Source organism: Nisaea acidiphila, assembly GCF_024662015.1.
GTDB classification, from domain to species: Bacteria; Pseudomonadota; Alphaproteobacteria; order Thalassobaculales; family Thalassobaculaceae; genus Nisaea; species Nisaea acidiphila.
In genome coordinates, this window is the sequence record NZ_CP102480.1 from 1,444,446 (window position 1) to 1,464,703 (window position 20,258).

The 20,258-nt window shown below is 64.5% G+C and carries 16 protein-coding genes and 1 tRNA gene; 7 read left to right on the forward strand and 10 right to left on the reverse strand.

Annotation, left to right across the window (positions count from 1 at the left end; all coding sequences use genetic code 11):
* Positions 1-9: 9 nt before the first annotated feature.
* Positions 10-240: a DNA gyrase inhibitor YacG gene (locus tag NUH88_RS06655; RefSeq protein ID WP_257770808.1), complete on the forward strand. Its 231-nt coding sequence runs from the start codon at positions 10-12 to the stop codon at positions 238-240.
* Here NUH88_RS06655 and NUH88_RS06660 read toward each other — a convergent pair.
* Positions 237-2,045: a class I SAM-dependent methyltransferase gene (locus NUH88_RS06660; RefSeq protein ID WP_257770809.1), complete on the reverse strand. Its 1,809-nt coding sequence runs from the start codon at positions 2,043-2,045 to the stop codon at positions 237-239. The genes NUH88_RS06655 and NUH88_RS06660 overlap by 4 nt on opposite strands.
* Before the next feature lie 21 nt (positions 2,046-2,066).
* On the reverse strand, positions 2,067-3,272 hold the full coding sequence (locus tag NUH88_RS06665) for a putative 2OG-Fe(II) oxygenase (protein ID WP_257770811.1): 1,206 nt from the start codon (positions 3,270-3,272) through the stop codon (positions 2,067-2,069).
* Between the two features lie 169 nt (positions 3,273-3,441).
* Between NUH88_RS06665 and NUH88_RS06670 the strand changes: the two genes are divergently transcribed.
* Positions 3,442-3,517, forward strand: a tRNA-Phe gene (locus tag NUH88_RS06670).
* 123 nt (positions 3,518-3,640) lie between these two features.
* Here NUH88_RS06670 and NUH88_RS06675 read toward each other — a convergent pair.
* Complete coding sequence (locus NUH88_RS06675) at positions 3,641-4,417, reverse strand: hypothetical protein (protein ID WP_257770813.1); 777 nt, start codon at positions 4,415-4,417, stop codon at positions 3,641-3,643.
* Between the two features lie 234 nt (positions 4,418-4,651).
* On the opposite strand from NUH88_RS06675, the gene NUH88_RS06680 reads away from it, so the two are divergent.
* The 5 genes from NUH88_RS06680 (at position 4,652) to NUH88_RS06700 (ending at position 8,301) form a co-directional block, all read left to right on the forward strand.
* Positions 4,652-4,903 carry a hypothetical protein gene (locus NUH88_RS06680; protein WP_257770815.1) on the forward strand — a complete coding sequence of 84 codons (252 nt, stop codon included), beginning with the start codon at positions 4,652-4,654 and terminating at the stop codon, positions 4,901-4,903.
* Between the two features lie 446 nt (positions 4,904-5,349).
* Entirely contained in the window at positions 5,350-6,192 is an 843-nt protein-coding gene (gene panB, locus NUH88_RS06685) for a 3-methyl-2-oxobutanoate hydroxymethyltransferase (RefSeq protein WP_257770817.1), read from the forward strand.
* 3 nt (positions 6,193-6,195) lie between these two features.
* Positions 6,196-7,032 carry a pantoate--beta-alanine ligase gene (gene panC, locus NUH88_RS06690; RefSeq protein ID WP_257770819.1) on the forward strand — a complete coding sequence of 279 codons (837 nt, stop codon included), beginning with the start codon at positions 6,196-6,198 and terminating at the stop codon, positions 7,030-7,032.
* A gap of 69 nt (positions 7,033-7,101) precedes the next feature.
* Entirely contained in the window at positions 7,102-7,476 is a 375-nt protein-coding gene (locus tag NUH88_RS06695; RefSeq protein WP_257770820.1) for a cupin domain-containing protein, read from the forward strand.
* A gap of 279 nt (positions 7,477-7,755) precedes the next feature.
* On the forward strand, positions 7,756-8,301 hold the full coding sequence (locus tag NUH88_RS06700) for a PAS domain-containing protein (RefSeq protein WP_257770821.1): 546 nt from the start codon (positions 7,756-7,758) through the stop codon (positions 8,299-8,301).
* 76 nt (positions 8,302-8,377) lie between these two features.
* On the opposite strand, the gene trxA is transcribed toward NUH88_RS06700, so the two are convergent.
* From trxA to NUH88_RS06735, 7 genes are all read right to left on the reverse strand, one after another.
* Positions 8,378-8,728: a thioredoxin TrxA gene (gene trxA, locus NUH88_RS06705; protein ID WP_257770822.1), complete on the reverse strand. Its 351-nt coding sequence runs from the start codon at positions 8,726-8,728 to the stop codon at positions 8,378-8,380.
* Between the two features lie 106 nt (positions 8,729-8,834).
* Positions 8,835-12,356, reverse strand: a complete 3,522-nt coding sequence (addA, locus tag NUH88_RS06710; RefSeq protein WP_257770823.1) for a double-strand break repair helicase AddA — start codon at positions 12,354-12,356, stop codon at positions 8,835-8,837.
* A 1-nt stretch (position 12,357) separates the two neighbouring features.
* Entirely contained in the window at positions 12,358-15,354 is a 2,997-nt protein-coding gene (gene addB, locus NUH88_RS06715) for a double-strand break repair protein AddB (protein ID WP_257770824.1), read from the reverse strand.
* Positions 15,355-15,377: 23 nt separating this feature from the next.
* Entirely contained in the window at positions 15,378-16,142 is a 765-nt protein-coding gene (locus NUH88_RS06720; protein ID WP_257770826.1) for a nucleotidyltransferase family protein, read from the reverse strand.
* A gap of 16 nt (positions 16,143-16,158) precedes the next feature.
* Complete coding sequence (locus NUH88_RS06725; RefSeq protein WP_257770827.1) at positions 16,159-17,196, reverse strand: aminoglycoside phosphotransferase family protein; 1,038 nt, start codon at positions 17,194-17,196, stop codon at positions 16,159-16,161.
* Complete coding sequence (gene tsaE, locus NUH88_RS06730) at positions 17,193-17,726, reverse strand: tRNA (adenosine(37)-N6)-threonylcarbamoyltransferase complex ATPase subunit type 1 TsaE (RefSeq protein ID WP_257770829.1); 534 nt, start codon at positions 17,724-17,726, stop codon at positions 17,193-17,195. Before tsaE ends, NUH88_RS06725 begins: the two co-directional genes overlap by 4 nt.
* Positions 17,723-20,209: a sensor histidine kinase gene (locus NUH88_RS06735; RefSeq protein WP_257770831.1), complete on the reverse strand. Its 2,487-nt coding sequence runs from the start codon at positions 20,207-20,209 to the stop codon at positions 17,723-17,725. Before NUH88_RS06735 ends, tsaE begins: the two co-directional genes overlap by 4 nt.
* Between the last annotated feature and the right edge of the window lie 49 nt (positions 20,210-20,258).

Consider the following 20,258-nt stretch of genomic DNA (forward strand, 5'->3'; position numbering starts at 1 on the left):
GGAAACCGGATGGCGGATATCAGCGATTTCGAGAAGAGCAAACGCAAGCGCAAGGCCGGCTGTGCGATCTGCGGCAAACCGATCGACAAGGCCTTCCGCCCGTTCTGCTCCGAGCGCTGCAAGACCATCGATCTCGGCCGCTGGCTCGGCGGCGAATATCGTCTGCAGACCAACGAGGAACCGGACGAGGCGGAGTTGCTCGATCTGGCGCAGGCGATGGAGGAGCGGCGGGAGCGCTAGGCCGCCTGGCACCAGAACTGGTACATGGCGAGGAAGCTTTCCGGATACTCCCGCTCGATCTTGTCCCAGTTCGCCGGATCGGTCGCCGACGGATCTTCCGGGAAGCGCTTCAGATAGAGCTCCCGCAGTGCCACCGAGGCCGTTTCCACGCCGACTAATTTCAGGTCCAGTTCGGCCACCGCGGCGCCGATCTCCGGCCAGGTGAAGCGCACCTCGCGGCGATGGAAGAGCAGGTCACGGCAGCCGCTGAGGGAATAGAAGTCTCCCGTCTGCCAGACGATGGCGGCCGGGTCGCTTTCCGGCAACAGCAGCGCGTCGCGCCGCCGGTCGCGGATCTCGGCGGCGATCTCGTCTTCCGCGGTGGCCTCGATCTCCGCCCGGAGCTTGGCAAAGCGTTCCCGTGCAATCTCGCTATAAAGGGCGACCCGCATCAGCCCGCCCGGTTTCAGCAGCCCCCGAAGGACACGCCAGCCCGCCAAGGGGTCCGCCATGTGGTGCAGAACGCCGGAGCACTCGATCACGTCGAACCGCTCCTCCAGCGCGCCGAGCCCGAGAATGTCCGCCTGCGCGAAACGAATGTTCGTCCGGCCCAGGTCCTGCGCCATCCGTGCAGCGTAACCGAGCGAGCGGCGGCTGAGATCGACCGCGGTGACCTCGACCCCCTCGTAGCGCGCGGCGGTCTGGATCGCGTGCCGCCCGGTACCGCAGCCGGCAACCAGCAGCTTCGGCGCCCTGAGGTCTATTCCGTCGAAGCGCATCGCCGGGAAGCGGTCGCGCTGATGGGCCTCGAACGACTTGCGGCGGATTTGTCCGTCGACACTGCGCCAGCGCGGATAGGGGTGGGTCTCGTACTGGTCGCGCACCTTCTCCGAAATCTCGTCCGCGATCGGCGTCAGCGCCGAAAGCGCGGTGCCGAGAATGCGTTCCTCCTCCGGCTCGCGGACCGACCGGTCAAGGATCAGGCCCGATCCGATACCTTCCAGAGCGGCGCATGCGGCGGGAACCGAAGCAATGTCACGATAGAGCCCGAGCAGTATCGCCTGCTCCGGCGTCAGCCGATCCAGCGCCAAAAGCGCTCCTACGGCAACCGCCTCCTCTTCCGTCTCGCACCAGGCGTATTCCGACGTCATCGCCTGCAGGAAAAGCGGTTCGGCCGACTTCGGGTTTACCGCGCCGTGCAGCAGCAGGCGCCGCCGCTCCGCTACCATCCAGGCCTCCAGGCGCGGATCGGGCAATGTCGTCCAGGACAGCAACGCGGCGAGCAGCGGATCGTCCGGCAACGGTGGCGGAGGGCCGCCACCCTCGCGATACCAGCGCCAGGCCACCTCGGCGCCTTTCGCGATGGCGCGGTTCGCCAGCACAAGCGAGAGCGCCGCCGGAGCCAATCGTTGTAGGTCGATATCGCGGCGCTCGAACATTGCGAGCAGGATCGTTCGGAGCGCCGGATCGGGCTTCGCAAACCGGAGACCGGCAAGTGCGTCCAGCATCTCCGCGAGAAACCCCGCCTCGGGTGCCTTGCGGTGCGCGCTATCGAAGTGACGGACCGCCGCCGCGCCGTCGCCCGTTTGCAGCAGGGCACGCGCCAGGTTCGCTTCCGCGACCGCATAGTCCGGCTTGAGCTTGAGCGCCCGCCGGTAGGCCTGCACGGCTTCCTTCGGCCGGCCCGCCGCCTTCAGGGCGACGCCGAGATTGTTCTGCAGCTCCGGCTGGTGCGGATTGAGCTTCGCGACCTCTCCGAAGATCGCCGCCGCCTCCGCCGGACGGCCCTGACGCATGAGCTGCGAGGCCTCGCGCAGCCGCGACATGGGATCGCGCGCGTTCACCGATCAGCCGTCGATATGCAGGTCGAAGGCGATGCTGATCCGCTCGCCGCCGCCGCGGAAGGGAATCGTGCTGTGCCAGACATAGGAGGGGAAGACCACCGCCATGCCGAGCTCCGGGCAGATCGCTTCCAGCTTGCGGGTGCCGCGATAGGGGATGCCGTAGCCCGGCCGGTTAAATTCGAGCCAGCCGGCACGCTCCGGGTCGTCCGGCCGCACCGTTTCGGGCACGGCGGCGTAATAGGTCCCGCTCAGCCAGCCGGCATTGTGGATATGCGCGCTCTGGTGTCCCTCGTCGCCGAGGATATTGGCCCAGATATTCACCGCGTAGCCGTCGGGAATACGGGCAAAGAAGGGGTGGGACGGGTCCCGGGAGAGCCCGGCGATATAATCGTTCAGTCCGGCTGCCAGCATCTGCTCGAACGCGGCTATGGCCGGGCCCTTTTGATCGAAGAGTTGCGGCACGAAGGCGCCGCCTCGGATCGCCCGCCGCAACGGGTCGAGGTTGCCCGAAATGTTAGGGTGGTTGCGGATCTCTTCCGAAAGCGCAGCGTTGAACCCAACGTGATCCCTATAGCCTCCGGGGACCGGGAAGCGGATCGGCCGCGTCGCCGATCCATGCGCGATCAGACGGTCGACCTCGTCATACCGCCCGAGCTCCTCCAGCGCGACCGAGCGGTAAGCGGTTGCGCGGACATGGTTCGGGTCGCGGGCGAGGACACGGTCCGTCGCGGCGAGCGCACGTTCCGCGTCTCCCTCGATCAGAAGCGCTTGTGCGAGATTGTTGGCGGCGGGAACGTTGCCCGGCTGCCCCGCGAGCGCGCGGCGGTAGGCCTGTTCCGCCGCACCATATTCCTTATCGAGCTGGAACTGGTTTCCAAGCCCGACGAACGGTCCGGTATTCTCCGGCCCCGTGACGAGCGACCGGCGCCATGCCGCGTTGGCCGCCTCCGGCTCTTTCCGCGCGTCCAGTACGTCGCCGCGCGCATTCCAGGCCTGCATGAAATCGGGCGCCGCCCGTGTGGCGGTCTCGGTCAGGCGGTCCGCCTCGTCCAAGCGGCCTTCCTTCAGATGGATCCGGGCCCGGAGTGTCGCCGCGGGCGGATTCTCCGGAGCCACTTCGAGAATCCGGTCATAGATCTCCGCCGCCGCCGCGGTGCGGCCGGCATTCTGGTGTTGGATCGCAAGCGACAAGGCCTCGGACAACTGCATCTTTCGGGTCCCTCCCCGGCAAGCCTGTCCTTGGATAGCGCCGATGGGAGAGGTCATCAAGCGGCCCGGAAAAAAAGCACGGATTGGGCGCTGGACAGCCTCGTTTATATCTTCTATACACCTGCCTCTCGCCGGTTCGGCAGCGGCTTCGCGGTCGGATCGCAAGTGTGCCCAGGTAGCTCAGTTGGTAGAGCAGCGGATTGAAAATCCGCGTGTCGGTGGTTCGAATCCGCCCCTGGGCACCACTTTCCCTCCCGAACTCCAAAACAATTTCGCCTGTCGCCAGGCCGCTGTAGCGCGCCGGATGGTTTTGGATTTCTAGCCACTTGGTTTTGGATTTATCCGCTCTTCTGAGTCCCGGAACGCGATCACTCTTCAAAGGTCACTAATTGCTCCCGGAACGACGGAACCAAGTCCTCCTTAGGCACGTGATCGCCAACCTCCTCTAACAAATCGAAGTATATGAACGGCTCGCCTTTCGCCCGGTGGGTCATGTAGGCCCTGATTTGGTCAGAAACCAAAAGCCAAAACGCCATACCCTGGTCAACGGCGTTGCATAAGGAAGCGCCCGTAGCAGTAAGCATTCTTGAAAAATGCAATAATCGTTCCTCAGTTAAACCGTCGTCGGCTTCTCGGGAAAAGTCTGAGATGAGGGTGTTGCGGCTCGTGGAAACGTCTTCAATTTTTTGCATTGTTCCCATAGCTCGGTGAGCAAATAACGAAAGTGGCGGCATTTCCTTGTTGAGCGACGAGTACTCCGAAGCGTCCGGGGGCGACAAAGCCGCTATTCGCTCCATGCACACATAAAAATGTTGTAGCGAACTCGCCAAGCTGCGCAGATCTTGATATTTCTCTGCGCGGTTCGTCAGAGGCGTGTTGACGATGTTTTCCGTCGCTCTTTCTACCTTTTCAACATCCCAGGCCAAATCGCTGGTAAATTGCATTTTAACATTCGCCAGAGTCTCGATATTTGACGCTGCGGCCATATTGAGACGATTTAGCGCGTCCAGCGCAGCTCGCCATTTTGCCTTCGCTTCCGACTTGGAATGCACGCGCTGCTGTAAGAGAAATGCCCCGATACCCAACGCAAAACCTAAGAATGAACCAATCGCCGTCTGTGTCACACCTAACCAAAACTCTGACATTTGTTCTCCCCCCGGCCACCTGATCAGATAAATGGCACGAGACCACGCTCGTTAGGAACACTGACATATGCTCTCAGGAGATGGTCGATTTAAGGTGGCTCGGCAGAGCCTAATTTCAGAGCCGACCACCTAGATGATTCTAGCAAAACTATCATAAACTCGTGCCTTATCCCGTTCCCGCTACGATCCCATCTGACGCGCGGCTTCTCGGTTCGTGAGCCTCTGATCGGTCGCATGATATCCATCGAAGAGCTCGACGAGGCGAAAGGGACGAACCTTGCGGCGAAAGCCGGCTGGGCGTTCTTCGGGCAAATCCTTGCCGCCCCTGTCGGCCTCTTTGTCGGAGCTGCCCTCGTGGGCAATGGAAAGCAGGTCTGTTTTGGGGCTGAACTGACGGACGGGCGCTTCATCGAACAGACCGGCCCGGCGACATTTTCCGCGCCCGCTTCAATCGCTCAAGCCTCGTCGTTCGAAGCCGCCGGTTAGGCTTCAAGGGACGCTCAAATAACTTTCAACTTAGCTTTCATCTTCCAGCCGCGAACCTGAAACCTGGTTTCATCTGCCGCCCGGAATTCCCCCGTTTTCTGTTTTCCGTACTCCCAAGTCCATTTGTCGCAGCGCTGTTCCATCTGGCAATTTACACCTTCGCGCCGGACCGCTGTGACACGCGACAACCCTTTGGTTTTGTGCCGGTATTTCCCGCTTCGTCTCGCAAAATCCCGCTTCCGTTTCTTACAAAACCAAGTGTCTCAGTACAGCCGCGACGTGAGCGATGTGTATTGCTTCCACGATGAGAACAGATTTTCCGCGATGCAGCATTGTTTTCCGCATTGCAGCATACAGGTTGGCTTCACCGGTCCCCTGCGATAAGCCACGCCTCCAACCGATAAACCTGCCGATTTGTGCGGCATGCATCGGGTTGGAGACATGCAATGAAATATGATTTTCGCGGGGCGGAGCCGAACCGGCGCCATATCGGCCCGGGCGATATCCGCGCCGCAACGCCCGACCGCCCGCTGGTCTGCCTAACCGCCTATACCGCGCCCGTCGCCGCCTATCTCGATCCGGTCTGCGACCTGCTGCTGGTCGGCGATTCGCTCGGCATGGTGATCTACGGCATGGACGGCACCGTCGGGGTCACACTCGATATGATGATCGCCCATGGCCGCGCCGTGACCAGACGGGCGCGCCATGCCTGCGTCGTCGTCGACCTGCCGGCCGGCAGCTACGAGGACGGGCCGGGGCAGGCGCTCGAAAGCGCACGCCGCGTCATGGCCGAGACCGGGGCCGATGCGGTAAAGCTTGAAGGTGGCATCGCCGTCGAGGCCTCGATCGCCGCCCTGGTCGGGGACGGCATCCCCGTACTCGGCCATATCGGCCTGCTGCCGCAGCATGCGGAAGAAGGTTTCAGGATCCAGGGGCGCGGCGAGGACGGCGCCCGCCAGGTGCTGGAGGATGGCCTTGCCGTCGAGCGCGCCAGCGCCTTCGCCGTCGTCATCGAGGGCACGGTGGAGCCTGTCGCCCGCCGGGTGACCGAAGCACTCTCCATCCCGACCATCGGGATCGGCGCCTCCGCCGCCTGTAGCGGCCAGATCTTGGTCACCGACGACCTGCTCGGTCTCTATGACGGGCACCTTCCGAAATTCGCCGAACGGTACGCCGATCTCGCGGGCACGATCCGCGAAGCGGCGCAGCGTTGGACGGATGACGTACGCAGCCGGGCCTTTCCGGCCGAACGCAACACCTACGCCGAGAGACCGGCGGGAAAGGTTTGAACGATGGAAATCATTCGCACCAAAGCTGATCTCCGCGCTCGTGTGAGCAACTGGAGAAGCGCCGGCGAGACAATCGCCCTGACACCGACAATGGGGGCGATCCACGAAGGCCATCTCTCGCTCGTCCGACTCGGTCTCGAACGCGCGAACCATTGCGTCGGAACGATCTTCGTCAACCCGAGGCAATTCGGGCCGAATGAGGATTTCGCCACCTATCCGAGGGACGAGGAAGGCGATTTCGCCAAGTTCGAGGCCGCCGGCTGCGACGCGGTATATGCGCCGGCACCCGACCAGATCTACGGGACGGACTACAAGACCGAAGTCATCGTGCACGATATTTCGGATTTAATGGAGGGCGCGAGCCGACCCGGCTTCTTCACGGGAGTTGCGACCGTCGTCTCGAAGCTCCTCATCCAGGCAATGCCGGATATCGCGATTTTCGGCGAGAAGGATTTCCAGCAGCTCGCCGTCATCAGGACCATGGCCCGCGACCTTGATCTGCCAATCGAGATCCTGGGGGCACCGACAGTCCGGGAGCCGGACGGTCTCGCCCTCTCCTCGCGCAACGCCTATCTGGACGAGAGCCAGCGCCGTATAGCCCCGGCGCTCCATGAGGCAATGATCGCCGCCGCGGCAACCGTTCAGAACGGCACGGCTCCCGAAATCGCAGCCGATCAGGCACGGAAAGCGACCCTCTCCGCCGGGTTTCAGGAGGTCGACTATATCGACATCCGCGACCAAGACAGTTTTCTGACCGCCACCGCGCCCGGCGATAATCTCCGGATCTTCGCCGCGGCGCGCCTAGGCACCTGCCGCCTGATCGACAATCTCGGGATCTGACGAGTTCGGCTATTCCGGCTATTCTCCCTTTTGAAGCCGCGTGCAAGCGGCAGCGAGGGAGAATAGCCGATGGCAATAGAAACGCCGAACTACCCGGACCATGCGCGCCTGGGAGCGCTCGACTCCCGGATGGTGGATCCCGACTGCCTCGACTGGGTTCCGACCCGGTTCGAGGGCGTCGAGATGAAGGTGCTGATGGAGGACAGGGAGAGCGGCCTAATGACCGCGCTCTTCCGCTGGCAACCCGGCGCCATGCTCCCGCATCACGAACATGTCGATATAGAGCAGACCTACATGCTGGAAGGCCGGCTGGAAGACGAGCAGGGCTCGATCGGGCCGGGGGAATATGTCTGGCGCCCGGCCGGAAGCCGACACGTCGCGCGGGCTCCCGAAGGTGCGCTGATGCTCAGTATCTTTCACAAGCCGAACCGGTTTCTCGACTAGCTCTGGATATCGGCTCGAAGAAGATCGCGGCAGCGCACGAACAAAGCTTCAGAATATTTTATTGTGCCGCGACAGAGACCTGCATCGTTAAGGCCTGTGTCTCGACAGGCCTGAATCGCAATGCATTCTGACGCTACGAACAATCCCGCAAACATTTTAGACAAGCATAATCTATTATAATTACTCAATATTTTATTCGATTAATCTTGCTCGATCAGAGTCGTCGATTAATTTCCTGACAAAATTATTACTTTTAACAGCGCTTTGCTTGGCAACTGAATGTCGAATGGCGACAAAAACTCTACCGACACTATCCTAGACGGGTCCGAGCTCACGCATCCCGAACATCGCGCGCTCTTCGAGCACTGGATGGCACATCGGCGCGGCGATCTGGTCCCGCTGCGGAGCAGCTTCGACCCGCTCGCGTTCCACCGTTCGATGCCCCGGATGGCAATCATCGAGCGCGGCGGAAGTGCGGACAGCCCAAGTTTCCGCTACCGGCTGGCCGGCACCGAGATCGTGCGTCGCGCGGGGCGCGATCCGACCGGGATGACTTTCGAGGAGCTTTATGAGGGCACCTATCTGGAGACCGCGAACCGCACCTATCGCGAGGTCATGGCGTCCGGACAGGCGCATTTTTCCCACCGGATCTATCCGACGGGCAAAGATGCCGGATATCTCTACTATGACCGGCTCATCCTGCCTTACAGCTCGAACGGCAGCGAGGTCGACCAGTTCGTTCTCTTGATCGTCGTTATCGAACAGGATGCGCCGAAGCAGCAGGCCGGCAGCTTTTCCTTCTTCGGCAGGAAACGGAACGCCTGACCGACTCCCCGCGCCCAAAATGAAAACGGGCGCCGAAACGGCGCCCGTCCTCAGAATTCGGGTTGTCAGACGGCGCTCAGAGCGCTTCGTCGACCCACTGCTGCAGCTGCGCCTTCGGCATCGCGCCCATCTTGGTCGCCGCGACCTGACCGTCCTTGAACAGGATCAGGGTCGGAATGCCGCGCACGCCATATTGCTGCGGGGTCTGCGGGTTCTCGTCGATATTGATCTTGGCGACGGTGACCTTGTCGCCCATCGACTGCGCCATCTCCTCGAGCGCCGGTGCGATCGCCTTGCAGGGGCCGCACCATTCGGCCCAGAAATCGACCAGAACCGGCTTGTCGGAATTCAGAACGCTGTCGGAGAAACTGGTGTCGGTGACTGCAATCGTCGACATGGGGGCTTCCTCGTTTGCCTTGTCTTGCATGCCGGGCTCCCACCCTCGCATGAGAAGTGAATCTAGGAAGCGCCCGCAATCACGTCAAGACAGCCTGCCCCGCCCCAGCATTTCCGCGGCGGAAAGAGCCTCGCCACTAAACGGCACGTGCCCCCGGCGCGTGTGAGTCGAGGAGTCCCGGCGGCAGTTCGGTCAAGAACGGCCCGTCGGTCCAGAGCAGCAGACAGCGCACGTCGCGGTCCTCGAACATGCCCGCCAGCAGGACCCGGTAGGCCGCCATCTGGCGCAGGTAGATCACCGGCACGTCCTGCAGGCGCTCCGGCGGCGGCCGGTTGGTCTTGAAATCGACGACGGTCACGCGGTCCGGCGCGACCAGCAGCCGGTCGATCTGCCCGGAGACGATTGTGACGCCCCCGTCCCCGATCGCGACCTGCCCGACGATCGGTACCTCGGCCCTGGAATTCTCCGCGAAAAGGCCCGACCAGTCGGGATGCTCCAGAACCCCCATGACCTCGTCCAGATAGCGCGCGGCAAGTTCAGGCGCGAGATCGTGCAGCGGCCGGGCGAGGAAAGAAGCTCCCGCCGCACGGCGGTGCTCCGGAGGCAGGTCCGGCAACACCTGCAGCATTCGGTGCATTAGCTGGCCGCGCTTGAAGCGTCCCTGATCCGTCGGGGACAGCGGTGAGCGCAGGGCCGGTTCGGGATCGCTCGGGCGCGACGGCATCAGCGGGCGCGGCGGCACCGGTTCCGGCGCCGGCTGCGACTGCGCCCAGTCGGGCACCGGCCGTCTCGCCTCGGTTCCGGAAGCAACCCTGACGGGCGGCAACACATCACGTTCCTGCGGCGTTTCGTGGCGAAGCAACGGCAGGTCGGAGCCCGATGCGGCGCTGACCGTTCCGTCCTCGATCTCGGATGCGAGACCGCCCATGGCGCCACGGATCAGATCGTACCAGTTCCCTTCCGGCGCACGCTGTTTGGTGGCCCAGCCGGCGACATAGAGCCGGTCCTCGGCACGGGTCATCGCGACATAGAGCAGACGCCTGTATTCTTCGTTGCGCTTGCGCTCGGCGGCTTCCTTGGCGCCGATACTCGCCGCCGCGTCCTCCGCCCTGGCCGGGGCGCAGAGCGGGACCGGGACGCCGTCCCCCGACTCCGCCCAGAGGATCTTCGCCGTGCCGCGCGGAACCTGCATGGTGTCCGGCATGAAGACGATCGGCGCCTGCAAGCCCTTCGACCCGTGCACGGTCATGACGCGCACGCGGCCGCCCTCGCCGCCTTCCATGTCGCGCTTGATGTCGCTCTCGGAAGCCTCCAGCCAGTGCAGGAAGCCCTGCAGGGAGGGCACATGCCCGCGTTCGTATTCCAGCGCTTGGGCGAGGAACTCGTCGAGCGGGTCCGCCGCCTCGATGCCAAGCCGCTCCAGAATCCGCCGCCGCCCGCTCGGCTCGCCCTCGGCGAGGATGCCGGCGAAGAGCTCGTAGGGCGGCATGGTGTCGGTCCGCGCGAGATAGGAGGTGAGCAGCTCGTCGGCGCGGGCGAAGGAAGTCTTCTCTGGCGCGCGCCGCCGCAGCTCGCGCCAGAGCCGCCCCTCCTTGCGGTTCCAGGCGAGCTCGAACAGCTCGTCCTCGTCGAGCCCAATGAGCGGACTTTTCAGCACTGTCGCCAGCGTCAGGTCGTCTTCCGGCAGCAGCAGGAAACGGCCGAGCGCGATCAGGTCCATGACCGCGATCTGGTCGCTCAGTACCATGCGGTCGACACCGGCGACGTCGATATCCCGCTCCTTCAGAGCGCGTACCATCTCATGCACGAAGCCGCCGCGCCTGCGCACCAGCACCATGATGTCACCGGGACCGATGGAGCGGCCCTTGGAAGACAGTATCTCGCCCCTGTCCATCCACGAGCGGATACGGCCCGCAATCGCTCCGGCGAGCCGGGAGGCCGGATTGTCGAGCCCACGCTGGGCAAGCGGCAGGGCCCAGCTGCCTTCCTCCTCGCTCTCGGCCGGCAGGAAGGGCGGCCAGACTTCGACCAGGCTCGCATCGCCGCCGCGCGAAACGCCGTGGCGGATCGAGAGCAGTTCGCCCTCCTCGTCCGCCTCGAGCACGCCCTCGCCCGCGGGACGGCTGTTGAACAGCCGGTCGACCAGTCCCAGCACCGCCGCGCCGGAGCGGAAGGAGACCTCGAGATCGACCGAGGCCCAGGTGCCGGACGCCGCCTCGATGCGCGCGGCGAAATGCCGGCGCATGCGGAGGAACCCTTCAGGGTCGGCGCGCTGGAACGAGAAGATCGACTGTTTCACGTCGCCGACGGCGAAGATGCTGCGCCCGGCGTCGCGCGCCTCCTCGTAGGCGCCTGCGCCGGCGAAGAACTCCTCGGTCAGCGCCTGCACCACCTCCCACTGCTCGGGGTTCGTGTCCTGCGCCTCGTCGATCAGGATATGGTCCAGCCCGCCGTCGAGCTTGAACAGAACCCAGGCGGCAACGCCGGGCCGCTTCAGCAGGTCGCAGACCGTCGCGACAAGATCCTCGAAATCGACCAGCGCCCCGCGCCGTTTGCCCGCCTCGTAGCCGTCCAGCACGGCGGCAGAGATGCGCAGCACCGCCGATGTGCGCTCGGCGAGGCCATGGGCGTTCAGCAGCTCCTTCAGCGCGATCAGGCGCTCGCCCTCGCGGGCAAGCACGGTTTCGATGTCGGAGAACAAATCCACCGCCGCTTTCGTCGCCAACCTTTTCCGGAGATCTCCGTTGCCGGTCAGGAAGACGCCGCAATAGCTTTCGAAAAGCTCCGTCCGGCGCTCGCCTTCCGCCGCTAGAAAGTCCGCGAGGGCCGCGCCGCGCTCCATGTCGGTCTTGCTGCTCTCCACCAGCGCTTCGGTGGCGCGACGGAGTCCGACCAGATCGAGTGCACTGTCCGTAAGACCGTCGCGCAGCACCGTATCGGCGGTCTCGTCGGCAGGCAGATCGAGATGCGTCCTCAGCGCCGCGTCGATCTTATCCTTCCCACCGATAGCCTCGATGAAGCGGGCGAGCCGGGCGCGCTCCTGCAGCAACTCGGAAACCAACCCGTCGAAAGTCTCCTCTGCGAAACGGCGGTTGATAAGCCGGAGCGCCTGTCCGAGCACGCTTTCCGGATCGGCGGCGGCCATGTTCAGCACCCGGTCGCGCGCGTCCCAGAGCCGTTCGGCGGCGGTGCGGTCGTCCATGACCTGGAAATGCGGCGGCAACCCGGCCTCGAGCGGGAAGCGTTTCAGCACGGCCTGGCAGAAGGCGTGGATGGTCTGGATCTTGAGACCGCCGGGCGTGTCCAGCGTGCGGGCGAAGAGCCGGCGGGCGAGCGCGATCTGCTCCTGCGCCGGCTGGCGGCCGAGCAGCTTCTCCAACTGACCGCTGAGGTCCGTCTCGCCGGTGACCGCCCATTCCGAAAGCTTGCCGGAAATGCGCGCGGACATCTCGGCCGCCGCCGCCTTGGTGAAAGTGAGGCAGAGGATACGCCCCGGATCGGCGCCCGCAAGCAGCAGGTTCAGCACCCGGTCGGTCAGCACCTTGGTCTTGCCGGTCCCGGCCGACGCCGCGACCCAGACCGAAGCGGCAGGGTCCGCAGCCCGGCGCTGCGCCCGGTCGGCCTCCTGGATCACCGCTGTCGGATCGTGCTCCGCCATCTCAGGACAGCTCCCCGCCGGCGGACCATTCCTTCACCCGCGCCAGATGCTCGTAGTCGGAATAACGCGGCGCATATTCCGGCGCCGGACGCGAGCGGTAGGGCGTTTCCGGATCGTCGAAGGTCCGGATCAGGTTGAGCAACCCTTCCTCGGCCTCGGTCACAAGCGTCTCGATCGCCGCCTTGATCGCCTTGCGCTCGCCCGCCGGATCGCCGCCGCTGAGACGCCAGTACTCGAGCGCGTCGACCGCACCTTCTGGCAGCCCCTCGAAACCGCCCATGGAGAGGATCAGCGCTTCCAGCGGGAGCTGCGGGGAGTATCCGGCCGTCACCTGGCTTTCCGTCGGTGGTGCACCGGTCTTGAAATCCACGATCGCGTAGCCGCCGTCGGCCAGCCTTTCGATGCGGTCCGCCTCGCAATTGAGATCCACCGGATCCTTCAGACCTCGCACGGTGACGTGGCCCTTCTTCTCCGTCCAGATCGCGGCGATGCCGGACCGGCGGACGCGCTCCGTCTCGACGAACCACTCGGCGATGCGCTCGAAACGCGGCCACCAGAAGGCCTGCACCGAGGGATGCGCGATCTCCCGTGCGAACTCCCCCCGCCCGATCTCGATCAGGCGCTCCAATGCGCCCGGCGGAATATCCTTCGGGAACTCGTTGGTGAAGAGTTCCAGCGCCCGGTGGATCATCGTGCCCCGGTCCGCCGCGCCCGGATCGGCGTCGAGCGGGTCGAGCGAGCGCAGCCCGAGGACCCGCTTGGCGTAGATCGCATAGGGATCGCGCACCCAGGTCTCGATCTCGGTGACGGAGAAGCGGCGCGGACGGGCGTCAATTGGAGGGCGCGGGGTCGGTGGTTTTACCGGGTCGAGTTTCGCCGGTCTGTCCAGCTCCTGCTGCCAATGCGGATAGTCCGCCAACGGGCAGCGCACCTTCTCGGTCAGCTGCAGCGCGCGCAGCACGGTCTCCATGCGGAGCCACCAGCGCGAGGCGACCGTCGGAGCGCCCTCGACCCGCTCCGCCCGTGTCAGGACGACCTCCGGCGCGGACGCGGCCATCTGGAAATCGTGCGCCGAGAGGCCGATGCGGCGCTCCGGCGCGGGGAGGCCGAATTCCGCGCGCATCGGCCGGCTCATCCAGGGGTCGGCGCCGGGGTCCGGCGGCCAGGTGCCTTCGTTCAAGCCGCCGAGGATCATCAGATCGTATTGCTGCAACCGGCCTTCCAGCGGACCGAGAATGGCAAGACGCGGATGGGTGCCGTAGCGCGGCCGGTGCACGCGGCCGACCAGCAGCGCCTCCAGCAGCGAGAGATAGTCGCGTCCGTCCAGCGGCGGGAAATCACGGGCCGACTCAGCAAGCTCGGCGAGGAAGTTCGCCGCATCCTCGCCCGCCTCTCCGGCCCAGAGCCGCTTGTCGCCGCTCTCCTCGTCCGTCGCCGCCAGCGCCTCGGCGACCGCGTTGTGGGCGGAGAGCAGGTCGATCAGCGAGATCTCATCGCTCCGCAGCAGGCCGGAGAAAAACGAGATCGGTTCGGCGAGACGATCGATCCAGGCGCGCATGTCGTCGCGATCTTCATCAGCGAAGGCTTCGTCCAAAGCCGCCAGCAGGCCTCCCGGTCCCGGCGCCGGGCGCGGGCCGCGCAGCACTTCGCGTTCGAGCGTACGCACCCTGCGGCGAAAACGCGGCTGCGCCATGCCGCCGGCGGCAAGCGGGTGTTTCAGGGCGGCGAGCAGCGGCACCGGCGCGCAGGCTTCCACCGCCATGTCCGCCGTCGCCAGCCAGAAGGTCATCGGCAGGGTGGCGGCCAGCGGCTGCCCCGCGGAATCGTCGACCTCGACTTCCCAGCGCCGGAGCGCTGCCTTCACCCGGCGGGCGAGTACCCGGTCGGGCGTCACCAGCGCGGCGGTGCGGGTCTGGTCCTCCAACGCCTCGCGCAACATCAGCGCGATGGTCTCCGCCTCTTCGTGGTGGCTCGGGCAGCTCAGCACGGAGAGCCCCTCGGTGCCGCTGGAGAGCAGTTCCTGGTCCGTCTCGGCGAGGCGTCGCCAGGCTTCCGTTGTCTCGGCGGGCCGCAGAACTTCCTGGATCAGCCGCGCCCGTGCGGAATGGGTCTTCCGTTCAGCGGCGACCGGCCAGATTTGCACTTCCTCGCGTCTCTTGCCGAGACGCTGCAGCAGGAGGGCGAGATTGTGCTGGGCGTGGCCGCTGTCGCCCTCGATCGCGCTCCAGGTCGCCGCGTCGGCGTCCCGGTCGAGGCCGGGCAGAACAACCGAGCCGCGCGGCAGCCCGAGCACCGCGCCCATCAGGCGCGCCGTCGCCGGGATACTGCCGGTCGAACCGGCGACGATCACCGGGTCTTCAGGCGGGCTCCCAGCCCAGAGCGCGGCGAGCCGGTCGACCAGCGCCGCATGGCGGAGCGGCGCTTCCATCGCCCCCTCCTCCGCCAGCATCGCCGGCCAGAACTCGGTCGCGATGGAGAGGAATTCCAAAACCTCCTGCCAGTGCGCCGCATAGCGTTCGCGCGCGAGCCCGGCGAGCCCCTCGTACCTGACTTGTTCGGTATGGACCTGATCGAGAAAGCGCGCGAGTTCGCCCGCGAGCAGCGCCGCATGATCCACTCCGGCGGCATGGATCGCAGAGCCGCTGTCCTTGCGTTCGAGGAAGCGCTGGACGAGCTGGGTCAGGAGAAGCTGTCGGCGGAGGCCGGGAACGGCGGGCGGCAGGTCGCCCGCGGCAACGGCGCCGTCGAGCCCGCCGAAAGTGCCCTCTTCATCGTCGATATCGCCGACGGGGCGCATCGCCGGCAGCAGCATGGGGCGGCCGTTACCGAGCCGGAGGAAGCTCTCTCGCAAGGTCCGGACTGCACGGCGGGTCGGCAGCAGGACCGACATGCGAGCGAGTACCATCGGGTCCTCGCCGGCCTCCTCCCAGAGGCCCTTCGCCAGCGTATCGGCAAACCCGTCCGTCGCCGCGATGGCATAGAGCCCGCCGATCCCCATGGAGCCTCCCTTGCTGGCGGATCTCAGAAGAACGGCACGTCCGGCACGTGGCCCTGGGCATAGAGCCGGCGCGCGGTCTCGAGATCCTCGTTGGTGCTGATATGATACCAGAGGCCGTCATGCAGGGCACCGTAGAGCCGTTCCGCCTCCTGGGCCTTGTCGTAGAGCCGGTTAAGTGAGAAGGCCCCTTCCGGCGCCCCCTCGAAAAGCCGCGGATGCAGGATCGAGGCGCCCATATAAGCGTAAGGCGCGACACGGCGTTCCTCACGCCGCGAGAGGCGGCCTTCGGGGTCCATGGTGAAATCGCCATAGCCGTGCCAGCCGGGGACCCTCGAGAAAGGATGCAGCAGCAGCAGCCCATCCATCTTCTTGTCGTCCCATGCCTCGGCCAGGCGAGACAGGGTCGGTTTCATCGCATCGACCCACAGGCTGTCGCCATTGATGACAAAGAACGGCGCATCGCCGAGCAGCGGCAGCGCCTTCACGACGCCGCCTCCAGTCTCGAGCAGCTCCTCTTCCCGGCTGAAGGTGATCGACACATCCGAGCGCTCCGCCAGATGCGCTTCGATCTGCTCGCCAAGATGAAAGGTATTCACGACCACGTTCTTTACGCCGACGGCGGCTAGGCGATCGAGGATGTGATCGATAAGTGCCTTGCCGTCGACCTCGACCAGCGGTTTTGGGGTCTTGTCCGTCAGCGGCGCAAGCCGCGTCCCCTTGCCCGCAGCAAGGATCATCGCGGTTTCCGGGATGGTCGCCTTCTTGGTCTTCAGTCTGGTGAGCAGCATGTCGGTGGGAAGTTCCTCAAGCGGCGCGTCCGCCCGGCGGCGGTGTCACGCGGTGATTTTCCGGCACATGTTTTTCAATCCATTCCCGGACAGGCGCAAGAGCCTCGTCGGAGAAATTCTGCAGAGTGAAGCGCCACATCCGGTCGATGAAACGGAGATAGGAGTGATTGCCCAGATGTACGGACTGGCGGGCAAAGCCACCGATATTCTTGAGATGCCGCTGGGCGCCGAGCACGTTGTAAGACCTCAGGAAACCGTCCCTGTCAGTGATCTCCGTTGCCGCACCGAAGAATCGCGCGCGTACTTCGTCCGCCACTTCGTCTGAAACATCTCGCCGACAATCCTGCAGCAGGGAAACGAGGTCGTAACTCGCGGGGCCGATGACGGCATCCTGGAAGTCCAGCAACCCGCACGCAGCCAGACCCTGCCGGTCCGCAAGCACCATCATATTGTCGACATGGAAATCGCGCAGCACGAGGACTTCCGGGACGGAACGCACCGACGGAAGGACGCTCCGCCATGCCTCTGCATAAGCCTCACGCGCATCGTCACCGATGGGCAGACCGAGACCTCGCCGGAGATACCAATCGACGAACCTCATGGCCTCGTCGAGCAGCTTCTCGTCGCTATAGGCGGGAACGCGATCTCTGATACCCGAAATGTCGCGCTGCACCAGGTCTCCGAGCACATCCCCGGCGAGTCTGTACAGCTCGCCCTCGCTATAGCCGGCTTCGAGCGCCCGGGTAAAGGTCAGGTCCCCCATATCCTCGAGCAGCAGAAAGCCGGCAGTACGATCCTCCGCCTCAATCCGCGGCACGCTGTAGCCAAAGCCGGTCAGGATGCCTGCAATCTCGACGAACGGGCCGACATCCTCCTTGTCCGGCGGCGCATCCATGACAATGGCCGCGCGCCCATCAGCACGGGTCAGGCGGAAATAGCGGCGGAAGGAAGCATCTGCCGCGAAAGCGATCTCCGTCGCGTCCCGCCAGCCTGCTTTTTGCCAGAATTTCCGGCGTGCGGGCGCACGCGGATCCGATTGGATTTTGTCACTCATTCTATCCACACGACGTCGAAAACAGCTTCGTCAAAAGCCTCTTCATAGTCCGGCCGAAGCCGTTCCGGAAGAGAGAGGGCGACCGCGCGCTCGCCGTCTTCCGCCGGATCTCCATCGCATATCTCGAAATGCAGCACCACCGCATCCGGTGGCGCGAAACTTCCGAGCCGGTCCGGCCATTCCACAAGACAGATCGCCGTCTCGAAGGCCTCGTCCAGTCCGAGTTCCAGGATCTCGTCCGGGTCGCCGATCCGATAGAGATCGGCATGCCAAATCTCGACCTCCTGCCCACCTTTATCAAAGGGGCCATATTGCTGTACCAGCGTGAAAGTGGGACTCGGGACTTCCTCGTCGTCCCCAAGCAGGTAGCGGATGAACGCTCGGGCGAAGGTGGACTTGCCGGCGCCGAGACCGCCCGAAAGCAGGAAACAGGAGCCGGGGCCGGCGAGGTCGGCGCAGATCCAGGCAAGCGCTTCCGTCTCCTCCTGGCCAGCGATATGGAGGCCTGCGGCCGCAAGTGATTCGCTCACAGCGAGAGCTCGTTCGCGAAGGTCGGATTGGCGTCCGGCAGCACCGCACGGAGCGGGAGCAGGCATTTGATGCAAAGCCCCTCGTTATCGACTTGTTCGAGCGACAGGGCACCGCCGTGCAGTTCCACAAGCCGACGGACGAGCGGCAGGGCAAGGTCCGGCCCCTGAGACCTGGATCCGCGCTCTACGCCGGAGAAGACCTCGAACAGCATGGTGCGCAATTCCTCGGGCACGCCATGGCCGCCCTCAAGGATCAGGAACTCGAGATGCTCGCCGTCTTCCCTGATTCTCAACGTGATGTTTTCTTCCGCTTCGGTGAACTGGAGCGCGCTCGAAATCAGGTTGAAGAGAATCTGGCGCAGACGGCGGTCGTCCGCTTCGATCGTACTGACGTTGTCCGCGATCTCGATTCCGATCTCAACGCCCTGCATCCGCGCCCGTTCCTCGACGAGCGTGACGGCAGCACTTACCACTTCGCGGACATCGAGTTCCTTTGTGTCCAGGGTAAGGTAGCCGGCCTCGATCGACGCCAGGTCAATGATGTTGCCGATCAAGGAGGAGAGCCGTCCCGACGACTCGAGTATAGCCTTCAGGTACTCGCTCTGCCGTTCACTGACATCGCCGACATACCCGTTGTCGAGCATCTCGGCAAAACCGATGATCGCGTTCAACGGCGTTCGCAGTTCGTAGGACACATTGGCGATGAACTCGCTCTTCAGCCGGTCGGCCGTTTCCAGAGCTTCGTTCCGGTCCTGCAGGGCGCGCTGCACGTTCAGCGTGTCGGTAACATCGAGAAAGTTGACCAGCGTTGCCCCGTCAGGCAGCGGGACGAAGGAATAGTCCAGCGCCGTTCCGTCCGGACGTTCGGTCCGACCGTGCTCCGCATCCCGGTCGGCGAACCGTGCTGCGAATTCCTGCTTGTAGTTCTCCCAGACCGCCTCCTCGACGGGCGGGAACAGCGGCCGCATCGCCTCGAGTACGTCGGAGACATGCAGCGACTGCTCGTGGAAATCCGGATCGAGATCCCACATTCGCTGGAAAGTCGGGTTGGAGAGCGTCATGCGGCCATCCGCCCCGAACACCACGACCCCTTCGGCCAGGTTGTCGATGGTCTCGCGCTGCACTTCGTTCAGGGTGTTATAACTGCGTTCCAATGCGAGACGGTCGGTCACATCCTCGAAGGTCAGGAAGAGCCCACCGAAGGGGTGCGGCATCACCACCATGCGCAATGTGCGGTCGTCCGGCAGGAAGAAAAAATCTTCCAGCGGGTCGATCAGGCGGGTGAAGAGACCGTTCCAGTGGTCCCGGTAGGCCCGGAAGTCCGACTGTTCCGGTAGCCGCCGAAGCTCGCGCAGGAGCTCAAGGAACTCCGTGATGGTCGGATCCGCATCGAGCTGGGAGGGATCGACCTGCCAGAGGTCCGCGAAAGCGCTGTTGAAGAATTTGAGGCGCTTGTCCGGCCCGAAGATGGCAATCGCCGTGGAAAGGCCTTCCAGCACGTCCTCATGCGCCGCAATATGCCGGGCGATCTCGGCCTGCGCCTCCTCGAGCGACGTCACGTCGATGGCCCAACCGACCGTCCCCCGTCCGTCGGGGCTCGGCGCTTCGGTCACCTCGTAAAGGCGACGCTCTCCGTCAACGACAATGAAGCGACTCTCCGAAAACGGCGCTCCGAGACGGCGCGTGCGGCGTGAGGTATCGCGTGCGGATTCCGAGTCTAGATCGATCACATCGGCCGCGATATTCGCGAATCGGACCCGCATGTCCTCGTCCCGTTGCCAGAACGGGATGGTCTGAAGGTTCACGGCGGCGAGCAGATCTTCCGTCTTGCGACGCCACTTCCGGCTGTCGTCCTCCGCCCCGTCTCGCGCCGAAACCTCTTCGGAGATATCTACGACGGAGAGCGCCGCGCGGCGCAGAGCCCTCTCACCGGCGGGGATCGGAATCCCCGAAACGCGGACTATGCGAGCACCGTTGCGAATCCCGGACTCGAAACGAAACGCCTTGCCTTCCGCCATCAGCCGCGTAACGGCAGTCACAAAACGGGCGCTCGCCCCACCGGTCAGAAGTTCCGAGATCGAATCTATCGACCCTAGTTTGTCGATATCGGCACGCAGCAGAGATCCGACTTCCGGGCTGACGTAGCGCAGCGCCGAACCGTCACCTGCGCCGTCCGTCGCGACCAGCCCGATCAGCCCGACTCCCTGGCTCCCGAGAGCGGTGTCGCGACCGTCGAGCCGGCCGGTCAGTGTCTCCAGGTCGGCGCACAATCCGGCAATGCGCTGTTTGTAGACGTACTGCATGACCGCTAGGCCGACGGCCAGGGCAAAGAGAAAAGCAAGTGCGACCGAAGTCAGGGGAACCGAAGCGATGCTGTTCGAGAGGCTATCGACCATGCCGTCTGCCGCGCGCGCTTCCGGAACCCGGACAGCGAGACCGGCAAGACTGCCGAGGATAACGGAAAGGATCGCGTGCCTCTTCATAACCTCACGTTACGCGCCCGGCGGACTCGGCTCAAGCAAAGACACCCGA

What these genes read in the sequence shown, in the direction of transcription:
- NUH88_RS06655 (WP_257770808.1), top strand. Translation starts at nt 10, where the DNA reads ATGGCGGATATCAGCGATTTCGAGAAGAGCAAACGCAAGCGCAAGGCC.
- NUH88_RS06660 (WP_257770809.1), bottom strand. Translation starts at nt 2,045, where the DNA reads ATGTCGCGGCTGCGCGAGGCCTCGCAGCTCATGCGTCAGGGCCGTCCG.
- NUH88_RS06665 (WP_257770811.1), bottom strand. Translation starts at nt 3,272, where the DNA reads ATGCAGTTGTCCGAGGCCTTGTCGCTTGCGATCCAACACCAGAATGCC.
- NUH88_RS06675 (WP_257770813.1), bottom strand. Translation starts at nt 4,417, where the DNA reads ATGTCAGAGTTTTGGTTAGGTGTGACACAGACGGCGATTGGTTCATTC.
- NUH88_RS06680 (WP_257770815.1), top strand. Translation starts at nt 4,652, where the DNA reads ATGATATCCATCGAAGAGCTCGACGAGGCGAAAGGGACGAACCTTGCG.
- panB (WP_257770817.1), top strand. Translation starts at nt 5,350, where the DNA reads ATGAAATATGATTTTCGCGGGGCGGAGCCGAACCGGCGCCATATCGGC.
- panC (WP_257770819.1), top strand. Translation starts at nt 6,196, where the DNA reads ATGGAAATCATTCGCACCAAAGCTGATCTCCGCGCTCGTGTGAGCAAC.
- NUH88_RS06695 (WP_257770820.1), top strand. Translation starts at nt 7,102, where the DNA reads ATGGCAATAGAAACGCCGAACTACCCGGACCATGCGCGCCTGGGAGCG.
- NUH88_RS06700 (WP_257770821.1), top strand. Translation starts at nt 7,756, where the DNA reads ATGTCGAATGGCGACAAAAACTCTACCGACACTATCCTAGACGGGTCC.
- trxA (WP_257770822.1), bottom strand. Translation starts at nt 8,728, where the DNA reads ATGCAAGACAAGGCAAACGAGGAAGCCCCCATGTCGACGATTGCAGTC.
- addA (WP_257770823.1), bottom strand. Translation starts at nt 12,356, where the DNA reads ATGGCGGAGCACGATCCGACAGCGGTGATCCAGGAGGCCGACCGGGCG.
- addB (WP_257770824.1), bottom strand. Translation starts at nt 15,354, where the DNA reads ATGGGGATCGGCGGGCTCTATGCCATCGCGGCGACGGACGGGTTTGCC.
- NUH88_RS06720 (WP_257770826.1), bottom strand. Translation starts at nt 16,142, where the DNA reads ATGCTGCTCACCAGACTGAAGACCAAGAAGGCGACCATCCCGGAAACC.
- NUH88_RS06725 (WP_257770827.1), bottom strand. Translation starts at nt 17,196, where the DNA reads ATGAGTGACAAAATCCAATCGGATCCGCGTGCGCCCGCACGCCGGAAA.
- NUH88_RS06735 (WP_257770831.1), bottom strand. Translation starts at nt 20,209, where the DNA reads ATGAAGAGGCACGCGATCCTTTCCGTTATCCTCGGCAGTCTTGCCGGT.